The sequence below is a fragment of the Rothia sp. CCM 9416 genome (assembly GCF_048513535.1).
In the GTDB taxonomy this organism is placed as follows: Bacteria; Actinomycetota; Actinomycetes; order Actinomycetales; family Micrococcaceae; genus Rothia.
In genome coordinates, this window is record NZ_JBLXXR010000023.1 from 19,009 (window position 1) to 30,265 (window position 11,257).

General features: G+C 58.8%; 10 protein-coding genes. 1 reads left to right on the top strand and 9 read right to left on the bottom strand.

Annotation, left to right across the window (positions count from 1 at the left end; translation table 11 throughout):
• The first annotated feature begins 61 nt into the window (after window positions 1-61).
• Entirely contained in the window at window positions 62-1,195 is a 1,134-nt protein-coding gene (locus ACN080_RS09030) for a bifunctional 2-methylcitrate synthase/citrate synthase (protein WP_419113591.1), read from the top strand.
• A 62-nt stretch (window positions 1,196-1,257) separates the two neighbouring features.
• On the opposite strand, the gene ACN080_RS09035 is transcribed toward ACN080_RS09030, so the two are convergent.
• From ACN080_RS09035 to ACN080_RS09075, 9 genes are all read right to left on the bottom strand, one after another.
• Window positions 1,258-2,256, bottom strand: coding sequence for a site-specific tyrosine recombinase XerD (locus tag ACN080_RS09035; protein WP_419113592.1), 999 nt, complete (start codon window positions 2,254-2,256; stop codon window positions 1,258-1,260).
• 2 nt (window positions 2,257-2,258) lie between these two features.
• The gene (locus ACN080_RS09040) at window positions 2,259-3,002 is read right to left on the bottom strand and encodes an NUDIX domain-containing protein (RefSeq protein WP_419110683.1); all 744 of its coding nucleotides are present in this window, start codon (window positions 3,000-3,002) and stop codon (window positions 2,259-2,261) included.
• Between the two features lie 204 nt (window positions 3,003-3,206).
• A complete protein-coding gene (locus ACN080_RS09045) occupies window positions 3,207-4,886 on the bottom strand; it encodes a CTP synthase (RefSeq protein WP_419113598.1) in 1,680 nt (559 codons plus the stop codon).
• A 198-nt stretch (window positions 4,887-5,084) separates the two neighbouring features.
• Entirely contained in the window at window positions 5,085-6,791 is a 1,707-nt protein-coding gene (gene recN / locus ACN080_RS09050; RefSeq protein WP_419113593.1) for a DNA repair protein RecN, read from the bottom strand.
• Between the two features lie 25 nt (window positions 6,792-6,816).
• Window positions 6,817-7,800, bottom strand: a complete 984-nt coding sequence (locus tag ACN080_RS09055) for an NAD kinase (RefSeq protein ID WP_419100003.1) — start codon at window positions 7,798-7,800, stop codon at window positions 6,817-6,819.
• A 93-nt stretch (window positions 7,801-7,893) separates the two neighbouring features.
• Window positions 7,894-8,634 carry a TlyA family RNA methyltransferase gene (locus tag ACN080_RS09060; RefSeq protein WP_419110684.1) on the bottom strand — a complete coding sequence of 247 codons (741 nt, stop codon included), beginning with the start codon at window positions 8,632-8,634 and terminating at the stop codon, window positions 7,894-7,896.
• 1 nt (window position 8,635) lies between these two features.
• Window positions 8,636-8,842, bottom strand: coding sequence for a hypothetical protein (locus ACN080_RS09065; protein ID WP_419105420.1), 207 nt, complete (start codon window positions 8,840-8,842; stop codon window positions 8,636-8,638).
• A complete protein-coding gene (locus ACN080_RS09070) occupies window positions 8,835-9,824 on the bottom strand; it encodes an HAD-IIA family hydrolase (protein ID WP_419113594.1) in 990 nt (329 codons plus the stop codon). Before ACN080_RS09070 ends, ACN080_RS09065 begins: the two co-directional genes overlap by 8 nt.
• Complete coding sequence (locus ACN080_RS09075; RefSeq protein ID WP_419113595.1) at window positions 9,824-11,071, bottom strand: hypothetical protein; 1,248 nt, start codon at window positions 11,069-11,071, stop codon at window positions 9,824-9,826. Before ACN080_RS09075 ends, ACN080_RS09070 begins: the two co-directional genes overlap by 1 nt.
• Between the last annotated feature and the right edge of the window lie 186 nt (window positions 11,072-11,257).

The following is an 11,257-nucleotide window of genomic DNA, read 5'->3' on the forward strand; positions in this document are numbered from 1 at the left end:
CCCTACCCAGACCAAACATAGTTCGGGTGCATCGTTTCACCCCATCACAAGGAGATACACCATGACTGACAAAGACGTCGCTAAGGGGCTTGCCGGTGTTGTTGCCGACTACACCGCGATCTCAAAGGTCAATGCCCAAACCAACTCCCTGCTCTATCGCGGCTACCCCGTCCAGGAACTTGCTGCTCTTCCTTTTGAGCAGGTAGCCCTGCTCCTCTGGAACGGCGAGCTACCCACCGATGAACAGCTTGCAGAGTTCACCGCTTTTGAACGCTCCCACCGAGCACTGCCACCGGCCCTCAAAGCTGTTATCGATGCTCTGCCTCTGGACTGTCACCCCATGGACGTGTGCCGCACAGCCGTCTCTTTCCTGGGGGCCTGCCACCCGGAGAGCGAAGATTCAGCCCCTGAGGCTGAGCTGGGCAAAGCCTGGGAGCTTTTTGCGGTCATGCCCGCTGTGGTCTGCTACGACCAGCGCCGCCGACGAGGTCAGGAACTCCTTGAGCCCCGCGATGATCTGGACTACTGCGATAATTTCCTCTACATGGCCTTTGGCCAGGTCCCGGCCCCCGAAGTCAAAACCGCCTTCAACGTCTCGATGGTCATGTACGCCGAGCACTCTTTCAACGCTTCCACCTTCACAGCCCGCGTGATTACATCGTCCCTGTCTGATCTGCACTCAGCTGTCACCGGCGCAATCGGAGCCCTCAAGGGTCCCCTGCACGGCGGCGCTAACGAGGCAGTTCAGCACACCTTCGATGAAATCGGTGTCATTGCTGGCGAGTCCCAGGCCGCTGCCAAGGCACGTGCTAAGGAATGGATGGAGGCCGCTCTGGCCCAGAAAAAGAAGATTATGGGCTTTGGCCACCGCGTCTACAAGAACGGAGATTCCCGCGTACCCACCATGCAGAAATCGTTCTTTGACATGGTGCAGTACTATGACCGCTCAGATGTCATTGGCCTCTACCAGGGCCTGGCAGAAGCAATGGACGAGGCAAAGGGGATCAAGCCCAATCTGGACTACCCCGCTGGGCCTACCTACCATCTGATGGGCTTTGATACCCCCACCTTTACCCCCATCTTTGTGGCCTCCCGACTGACCGGGTGGACCGCCCACATTCTGGAGCAGCGAGCCGCTAACTCACTGATTAGGCCGCTCTCAGCCTACCGGGGTGTCGATGAGCGCCACCTCTAAACCCGCACCATAGCCCGCCGACCTGCCCGGGAGCTAGTTATAGCGCCCGGGGCAGGTGCCTTTTATCGGGCACGCGGGTGACTGGCGGCAAAAACTTCACGCAGGGTATCTGCGGTGACCTTGGTGTAGACCTGGGTGGTGGTCACGGAGGCATGCCCCAGAAGCTCTTGTACCACCCTGATATCTGCCCCGCCTTCAAGCAGGTGAGTGGCAAATGAGTGCCGCAGGGTGTGCGGTGAAATCTCGGCCCGAATTTTTACTCTTTGGGCGTGCTTCTTGAGGACCAGGTAGGCCCCCTGCCGGGTTATCCGCGCGCCGTCCCGCCCATTCAGGAACAGGGCAGGGGCGCCCTTACCCTTAGCAGCCAGGGCGGGTCTGCCGCGCACCAGGTAGTCTTCAATGGCTCTGCTTGCATAAGAGCCCACCGGCACCACCCGTTCTTTACTGCCCTTACCAAACAGGCGCACCACAGCGGGCAGGGCTGAGTCTGACTGGTTTCGGTCTATCACAACATCATCGAGGTCCACGTTGATGGCTTCGCTAATGCGGGCCCCGGTGGAGTAGAGAAACTCCAGGAGTGCCCTATCCCGTAGCCCCGCAGGCGTGGCCGGGTCAGGGCTTTCCAGTAAACGTGTAATGTCGCTCAGCGGTACCGCTTTGGGGAGCCGGGCACCCGGTGTGGGTGGCCGCACGGTAGAGGCAGCGTTAGTGGCTGTCATGGCCTCAAGCAACCAAAATTTGTGAGCGCCTCTGACAGCACTAATCACCCGGGCGATAGACCTCTGGGATAGCGGATTCCCGCCCCCAGCAGGTGGAGTGGCACAATCAGCGACAAAGTCACGCACGTGCTTTTTGGTGATGTTCTTGGGGTCGATAATTCCGACGCTATCAAGGTAAACACTGTAGCGGATTAGGTCTCGCCGGTAGGAGGCCAGCGTGTTGGCGGCCAGGCCACGCTCAATGGCCAGGTGGTTGAGGTAGGCCTCCACCGCCTGGTCGAGTGGGGTCAGCGCTTCTGGCTCCTTGCGCGTTCTTCCCCCCAGGTTGCGGGGTTGCTCCATGCCTAGAGGCCCTCTGCCGGTCGGATCTCACCGCGATAGTTAGGCTCGCGCAGGGCTGGGTGGGCGGTGAAAGGAGCATCGGTGGAGTATAGGGTTTCAAAGTTCCGCCGGGCCGCTGCATCCAGCGCCAGGATAGCATTAGTTGAGGCCGCGTTGTGGATACGTCCGGCGAGGACAGCCTCCACGGCTTGGTCCAGAGGCACCCAGCGCAGCACGATTTCTGACTCCTCGTGGACGCGGTCTTCGCGCTCTTCGGCGGGAATCTGACTCAGGTTCCGGGCCAGGTAGATGCGGCAGGTCTCCCCCATACCCCCGGGCGAGTTGTAGAACTCCATGAGGGTGTCCCACCGTTCAGCACGAAGGTCTGTTTCTTCAGCCAACTCACGGGCGGCGGCTTCAAGCGGTGGCTCACCGTCAATATCGAGCAGGCCCGCCGGGATTTCCCACAGGTTAGCCCTCACGGGGTGACGGTACTGGTTAATGAGGAGCACTTCCTTAAGGTCATTGAGTGCAATCACAGCCACCGCCCCGGGGTGGAGCAAGAAGTCCCGTTCAAAGGGAGTATCGCCAGGAGTCAGTGCAATTCCTTCGCGTACAACATCCCAGACATACCCCTCAAATTTGGTCGTACGACTGGTGACATAACGGGGGTTAGCAATATCCGCAATGCCCTCCTGCCCGGCTGCGAGCGCAGCGGCATCGATCCGGTCAGCTGTTCCGATGTCATAGTTAAGGTTCTTTTGCATGGGTCTGCCCTTCTGCCGTGTTCAACCCGTTTTGTTCTCTTCAACCCTACCCGGTCGGTGGCACCGACCCAAGGGCGGGTCCAGCTGGGTTCTTTTGAAAGCAGTCCCTGGTAGCGGGATATGTTCTGCAAGGCTCAAGGCCCCGGCTATTTTCTGGGGAAAAAATAACCGGGGCCTCTTCTAGTACCTAGGCAAGAGTGGCAGTTAGGCCTTGCGTGCTTGCAGCGCCGCCTTTATCAGCCCGGAAAAGAGCGGGTGCGGCTTGGTCGGGCGTGAACGGTACTCGGGGTGAGCCTGAGTTGCGATGTAGTAGGGGTGCTCGCTAACAGGTAGTTCTACGAACTCAACCAGGGAGGAATCCGGGGAGGTACCCGAAATAACTAGACCTGCTTCTTCAAGCTGGGCGCGGTAGTCGTTGTTGACTTCGTAACGGTGGCGGTGACGTTCCGACACTTCGGTCGCACCGTAGACGCTAGCAGCCAGGGAGCCCTCAGCCAGGTGCGCAGGGTAAAGGCCCAGGCGCATGGTTCCACCCAGGTCGCCTGCACCCTCAACGTAGGCTTTCTGCTCTTCAATGGTGGCAATCAGGGGTGAGGCAGTCTCGGGGTCAAACTCGGTGGATGATGCATCGGTAATGCCCAGGACGTTGCGCGCATACTCTAGGACCATGGACTGGAGGCCTAAGCAGATACCTAGGGTGGGAATCTTGTTCTGGCGGGCATGACGCAGGGCACCGATCTTGCCATCCAGGCCACGGATACCGAAGCCACCGGGTACGAGCACAGCGTCCATGCCGCGAAGCTGATGGGCGGCGTCCTCGGGGCTTGAGCAGAGGTCTGCGGCTACCCACTTGATGTTTACCTTGGCGTCGTTAGCGAAGCCACCGGCACGCAGGGCCTCAGTCACCGACAGGTAAGCGTCGGGCAGGTCAATGTACTTACCAACCAGCGCGACGTGGAGCTCGGTCTTGGGGGTGTGTACCGCGCTCAGCAGCTTATCCCACTGGGTGAAGTCAAGGGGCTGAGCTTCGATGCCCAGGTAGTCCAAGATGTAGGTGTCCAGCTTCTGGCTGTGCAGGGTCTTGGGAATGTCATAGATGCTGGGCGCATCGGCGCAGGAGATAACGGCCTCGGGTTCTACGTCGCAGGCGTTACCAATCTTGACCTTGTGCGATTCGGGAACTTCGCGTTCACAGCGCAGAATCAGGCCGTCGGGAATGATGCCCAGGCCGCGCAGGGCCGCAACAGAGTGCTGGGTGGGCTTGGTTTTTAGTTCGCCGGAGGGCCCGATAAAGGGCACCAGCGATACGTGCAGGAAGAAGACGTTACGGCGGCCCAGATCGCGGCGGACCTGGCGTGCGGCTTCGAGGAAGGGCAGTGATTCGATATCACCTACAGTGCCGCCAATTTCGGTGATGATGATGTCGGGGGCGTTCTCGTCTTCAGCAGGCAGACGCATGCGGCGTTTAATTTCGTCAGTGATGTGCGGGATAACCTGTACGGTGTCGCCCAGGTATTCGCCGCGGCGTTCCTTGGCGATCACGTGGGAGTAGACCTGGCCGGTTGTGACGTTAGCGGACTGGCTGAGATTTTCGTCTAGGAACCGCTCATAGTGACCGATATCGAGGTCGGTTTCAGCGCCGTCGTCGGTCACAAAGACTTCACCGTGCTGGAAGGGGTTCATGGTGCCGGGGTCGACGTTGAGATAGGGGTCAAGCTTCTGCATGGTCACAGAAAGACCACGGGAGCGGAGGAGCCGGCCTAGAGATGAGGCGGAAAGGCCTTTGCCGAGAGATGATGCCACGCCACCGGTCACGAAGATCTGGCGGGTGACTTTACCGTTGTTTGATGTCTGAGTATCTACCACGGAATTCCAGCTTATCACCACTTTGGCCTGAATGGTTTCGCGGGACTTATCTTTATGTAAAATCACGTTTTCCCGTTCAGGAAAATCCGCGAAAACCGCACTAAGAAGAGCGGTTAAGGCGGATATTTTGTGGCCTCTGCCCTGGCTGACTGCCAGCAATCTCTCGTAGCAGTTCATTGTTCCTGCAGCTAAAGTTCTGAGGCCGGTACTCTCCTTTTAAAGCTGGCCAGCGTTCTGTAGTAGCTCGCGGGCGTGTTCTTGTGCGGCCGCCGATTGGTCGTGTCCAGAGAGCATACGGGCAAGTTCCACTACCCGTTCCTCGGACGAAAGTACCTGGACCTTAGAGAGGGAACCGTCATCGTTTTTACGCACCAGAATGTGTTGGTCGGCAAAGGCCGCGACCTGGGGCAGGTGGGTAACCACCAGTACCTGCACGTTCTTGGCCAGCATGGCAAGGCGACGGCCGATCTCGATAGCGGCTTTACCGCCCACGCCTGAGTCCACCTCGTCAAAGATAAAGGTGGGTACGGGGTCTACCTCAGAGAGTACAACTTCTAGTGCCAGCATGACACGGGAGAGCTCACCGCCCGAGGCCCCCTTACCCAGCGGCCTGGGAACAGCCTGCCGGTGGGGAGCCAGCATAAAGGCCACGGAGTCTTTGCCAAACCGGTGGAACTTCTCGGTTTCTTCTACCTGCACGACCAGTGAGGCGTTGGGCATGGCCAGAGCTGTCAGTTCTTCGCTCACCGCCAGGGCCAGCTTACGGGCGGCCTTGGACCGTAGCTCAGTGAGTTGGCTAGCCTGATTCCCCAGCGTTTCACGGAGCTGGCGGAGTTCGCTCTCCAAAGCCTCTTGGCGGGCCGGGTCATCGGTGAGAGTTGCAAGTCGGGCGCGTGATTCCTCAGCCCAGGCAAGGACCTCAGCAATATCGGCCCCATATTTGCGGGTCAGGGTTTTGAGCGCGGCACGGCGGTTCTCTACCTCGGCCAAGCGCTCGGGGCCTTCGCTATCTAACCCAGAAGTGTAGGCGGAGATTTCCTCGGCAATATCGGTGACATGAATCAGAGCCTCGTTCAAACGCCCTGCTAGCGAGGCTAAATCTGCGTCAGCTTCAGCCTCAGCGGCCAGGGCGAACCGGGCTGCATCGAGCAGTCCCAGCACATTTGGGGCATCGGCGTCTGCGTACTCACTGCCGGCCAGAGCTCTTGCTGCTGTGCTTGCGGCCAGCCGCAAAGACTCCACATTGGTTAGCTTCTGGCTCTCAATTCTTAGGGCTTCGTCTTCGCCGTCGGTAGGCGCGACCGAATCGATTTCGGCAAGTGCACCTTGAAGGGTCTGAGCTTCGAGAGCACGCGCCCTGGTGTTTTCGCGGACGTCACGCAGTTCTCCGGCGGCCTTGCGGTAGCGCTCATAGTTGAGGGTATAGCTTGCTAAGAGCTTTTCCAGTTTCTTACCGGCATAAGCATCTAGGGCAGCCCGCTGTTCGGCGGCATCTTTAAGCCGTAGTTGGTCTGACTGACCATGGACCGCGACCAGGGTGTGCCCAATATCAGCCAGCGTCCCGATAGGGGCAGAAACCCCACCAACGTGAGCGCGAGAACGCCCCGTGGCGCTCACGGTTCGGGCTAGCAGTAACTCCGAGCTACCGCCGTCGAGCTCTTCGACCGCTCCCCCAGCTTCTTCTGCCAGGTGGAGGGCGCGGTGCCCCTGTGGCAGACGGATAACGGCTTCAGCCAACGCATTTTTTGCACCGTTGCGCACGCTAGAAGCATCGGAACGAGCGCCCAGAAGCATGCCGAGGGCGGTCACGATCATGGTCTTACCGGCACCGGTTTCGCCGGTGAGCACCGAGAACCCCGGTTCAAGGGGTAGGCGAGCATCGGTGATCACGCCTAGGTCACGCAGATGGATTTCTTCAATCACGGGTGTGTATCTCTTCCGGGTATAGTTACTGAGCGCTGACTTGGGGCAGTGTACTGGTGGCCGGGCCCAGGGAATGGGGGCCACGCCAGCCGGCGATAGGCAGTTCAAATTTTTTGACCAGGCGCTCCGAGAAAGGCGCCGGGTGCATACGGGCCAAACGTACCGGCTTAGCAGAGCGGGTTACTTCAACGCGGGCACCCGGGGGCAGGTCGCTGGTTCGGCGGCCGTCGCACCAGAGCACGCCCTCAGCACCGTTGGTGGATACCAGCTCCACGGCCATCATGGAGGTGGGCGCGGTAACTAGGGGGCGGGCAAAGAGCGCGTGAGCCGATAGGGGAACCATCAGCATAGCTTCAACGCTGGGCCAAACCACGGGTCCACCACCGGAGAAGGCGTAGGCGGTGGAGCCTGTTGGCGTTGCGAGCACCACGCCATCACAGCCAAATGACGAGAGTGGGCGGCGGTCCACTTCAACGACTACTTCGATCATTTTTTCGCGGTTGCCCTTTTCAACGCTGGCCTCGTTGAGGGCCCAGGTATCAAGGATCTTAGTTCGCCCGTCCCACACTTTGACGTCAATAGCCATGCGTTCTTCAACGGTGTAGGCACCGGATACGACACGTTCAATCGTCTCGGCGAGGTCTACTTCTTCGGCTTCGGCCAGGAAGCCAACATGGCCGAGGTTAACGCCGATCAGAGGAATCTGGGTATGCCGAATCATCTCGGCAGCTCGCAGAATTGAGCCATCACCGCCTAAGACCATGCCAAGCTCAATGTCTTTGAGAGCCACGCTTTCGTGGGCTACCGCTACAGGTACGGGGTTCTCCCACTTTTCAGTCAGAGCCTCTAAGTCGGCACGGTTCATTACGGGAACCAGGCCGGCTTGGTAGAGCTGGGTACAGGTTGCGCGGGCGGCATCACGGGCCTCAAGACGACCGGTGTGGGCAAAGACCAGTATCTTGCGTTCACCGGCCAGGGGCTTGGGAGCTGAGTTTGCTGTTTCCTTCACCTTTTTAGGCTAACTGACAGCCCGAGGTTTTAGGGGCTTTTAAGCCCGGCAACACACATTTTTTCGAATATTTATTCGATTCCTGGTGTCAGGTTAGTATTCTAGAGGCTTACGGCACCAGAGGAAGAACTCCACATTACCGTCCTGCCCGGGCAGAGGGCTGGTTTCTTCCCCAAGAACTTCCAGACCCACAGCTTGAGCTGAGGCGCGGACACGGGCCACTGCTTCGGCTCGCGCGGCTGGGTCTGTTACGACACCACCTTTGCCAATGCGCGCTGGTCCTACCTCAAACTGGGGTTTGACCATCAGGAGCAGGTCACCGCCAGCAGCGGTTGCTCCTGCCAGCGGCCCAAGAACCTTAGTCAGGGAAATAAAGCTGAGGTCAGATACTGTGAGGTCCACCTGCCCGCCAATATCTTCAGGGCTCATGTGGCGCACGTTCATTCCCTCATAGACGGCAACATCCGGGTGGTTACGTATCTCGGGAACAAGCTGGTCGTGGCCTACGTCCACCGCGGCAACCCACGATGCCCCCCGGCGCAGCAAAACATCGGTGAAGCCGCCGGTCGAAGCGCCTGCGTCAAGGCAGCGCTTACCTACTACGGTCAGCCTGGGGAAAGCATCGAGAGCACCGGCAAGCTTGTGTCCAGCTCGGCTGACGTACTCGGTGAGCTCGCTCCTGCGGACGCTGACCTTATCAGCTTCGTGCACCTTGTGGGAGGCTTTCTGCACGGTTTGCCCGTTGACGCTAATGTGCCCGGCGTTAATCATTTTGGCAGCCAGGGTGCGTGAACGGGTGATGCCTGCTTGTACCATGTACTGGTCTAGCCGCACGCTACAGTTCCTTGCTCTCTGGCGCCCCGTGCTTATCCAGCTCGTCTTGCAGGCTCTGGACCAGGCGGCTTAACCGCTCGATACGTTCGGTGGGGTCGCAGGCAAGAGTCGCGGCAAGTTCTGCCTCAAACTCAGGGTCTAGGCTCACATCGGTCGTCGAGTCTTTAGTCGAATCGGCAGATATTGTTTCGTCCTGGAGTTTAGCCACGGTGTATATCCTTGGGGGAAGTGGGTTCACTCGCATGGGGGTGTTTGGCCCACCATGCCGCGCAGGCTACTCGCCAGCTATCGAGGTCGCTCCCCTGCCCCTGCAGGTGAATTTCCTCATCTCTTGCTAGAGCGGTCCAGCCAGCGCCTCGAGCCTCAATGCCGGTTTCGGTTTCTTGAAGCTGGATATGGGGGTAGGTCTCAAAGAAGCCGTTGAGGTCTTCCAAGATATAGGTGGGGCGTTCTCCGGGGATGGCGGCCAGAATGGTCTGGAAGGTCTCAACACCGGTCATCACAACAGCGGTTGCCATACCCGCTCGGTTACCGCCTTGGATGTCGGTGTCCAGGCGGTCCCCTACTACTAGGGGCTTGTGGGCGCCGAGTTTCTGGGCAGCTGTTTCAAAGATGGGGGTCTCGGGTTTACCGGCGACCAGGGGCTTGCGTCCGGTGGCTCTTGCTACCGCTGCAACCAGTGTGCCGTTGCCGGGAGCAAAACCGCGTTCTTTAGGGATAGTGAAGTCGGTATTAGATGCCACCCAGAGCACCGAATGATCAGCAAGGGTGTAGGAGGCCTCAGCCAGGTCTTCCCAGCACATCTTGGGGTTGAAACCCTGGGCCACGGCAAGGGGTTCATCGGCCTGGCTGGTCACGGGCCTTAGACCCTCTGCAGCTACACAATCTGCTAGAGCCTGTGCACCGGTAATTAGAACCTTAGAGCCTGCCGGTAGCTGGGTAGCCAGTAGGTGAGCGGCTGCCTGGGCTGAGCTGACCACGTGATCAGCATCGGTTTTGACTCCTAGCTCAACCAGGTGGTCGGCAACTGTTTGCACGCTACGGGAGGCATTGTTGGTGACAAATGCAAGGGCGATGCCCTGCTCCTGGGCGCGGTTAAGCGCTTGGGGTGCTCCCTCAATGGCGTAGGGGCCAGCGTAAACTACGCCATCAAGGTCGGACAGGATAGCGTCGTATGCGGCTAGCAGCATTAGGCTTCTTCCTCTATGGGCGCTTCATGGTCAGCGGAGACTTGGTGGAGGTTTTCCTCTTCAGCCTCTTCTTCACTGACCACGGCTTCAGCTGTGGTGAGCCCTTCTTGAGCGTCATCAAGGCCGGCTACTGGGTCTTCTGCTTGGCTAGTTTCCTGATCGGAAGGTGCCGATTCCTGGCTCTGGGCTTCAGCGGCTTCAAGGTCTACTGAAACTTCCTCAGGTTCAAGCAAATCTTCTTCGGTGAAGATGTCAAAGATTTCGGGCTCCACGAAGTCTCCCTGGCCCAGTGCGGCCTCAGTCATGAGCGCTAGACGGGCCCAGCGGGCCGCTTCTTTGGTTCGGCCATCCTGCTGCAGCAGTTCAGCGTAGGCCTTGAATAGGCGGGGTGAGTAGTCATAGCCGCGCTTGGGGTTAAGCTCGGGAATTTCGAGTGCAGAGATAGCCTTTGAGAGTTCGCCCCGGTCAAGGTAGATACCGGAGACAACAATTGCTACCTCTGAACGTACGGCTGCGGGTACTTCCTCTTGGTTGGCCTCATCGGCCAAGGTAAGTGCCTTATCAACCCTACCCAGGGCGCGTTCGCAGTCCACTAGCAGGGCAAGGTGGTCATGAGAACCGGAGATACGGCGGTGGGTGCGGAGCTCACGCAGGGCAAGCCCAAAGTTTTCTGCTGCGTAGGCGGCAATGCCTACGACTTCGCGGACGACGCCGATACGGCCTGCTCGTTTAGAGGCAGCGATCGCGTGTTCGAGTGCGAAGTCGGGGTCAATATCGAGGTAACGCCCAACCATGACCAGGTGCTTAGCTACGGTCTCTGCGTTCTGGGCTTCGAGCTGGCGTAGAGCACGCAGAGTCCAGTTCTCTAGCTCTTTCCCGGTAACGTCTGTGTCAATCTCGGGTGCCTTCTTGGAAGGCCTGTAGTCGGTTTTTTCAGCCTCTCGGTCCTTGTAGCCTTGCTTCCTATCGCGGTCAAAGTCACGGCGGGGGCCGTTGGAGTTGCGATCTTTGGAGAATTTGTCCTTCCTTGGACCGTTGGAGTTGCGGTCGTCGTAGCGCTTTCCGCCACGCTGTGAGTCAAAGTGTTTCTTCTTCTCGCCGCGGAAGGGGCTCTCACCCTCCTGCTTGCGGTAGCCGCCTTCGGTGCGGTCTCCGTAGCTACGTTTACTGTTAGAGGAGTTCTGGGGCCTGCTCTTCTTGTATCCACCTCGGTTAGATTCTGAGTGGTTGCGTGAGTAATCAGCCAAGTGTTCTCCTCTATAGTGTTCTGTTATCCGGGCTAACTGTCTTGCCCTGTGCTGGACGCTGGCTTCTAGTTTATCGGGCTTAGTATCTACTTGCGTAGTGGGGTAGACAGGTTTGGGGTGCGTTTTCAGGCACATCCGCTGTCAAGATAGAGCTTGGGTATAGCTGGACACTGTTTTCTTATTAAA

What these genes read in the sequence shown, in the direction of transcription:
- ACN080_RS09030 (WP_419113591.1), top strand. Translation starts at nt 62, where the DNA reads ATGACTGACAAAGACGTCGCTAAGGGGCTTGCCGGTGTTGTTGCCGAC.
- ACN080_RS09070 (WP_419113594.1), bottom strand. Translation starts at nt 9,824, where the DNA reads ATGCTGCTAGCCGCATACGACGCTATCCTGTCCGACCTTGATGGCGTA.
- ACN080_RS09035 (WP_419113592.1), bottom strand. Translation starts at nt 2,256, where the DNA reads ATGGAGCAACCCCGCAACCTGGGGGGAAGAACGCGCAAGGAGCCAGAA.
- ACN080_RS09040 (WP_419110683.1), bottom strand. Translation starts at nt 3,002, where the DNA reads ATGCAAAAGAACCTTAACTATGACATCGGAACAGCTGACCGGATCGAT.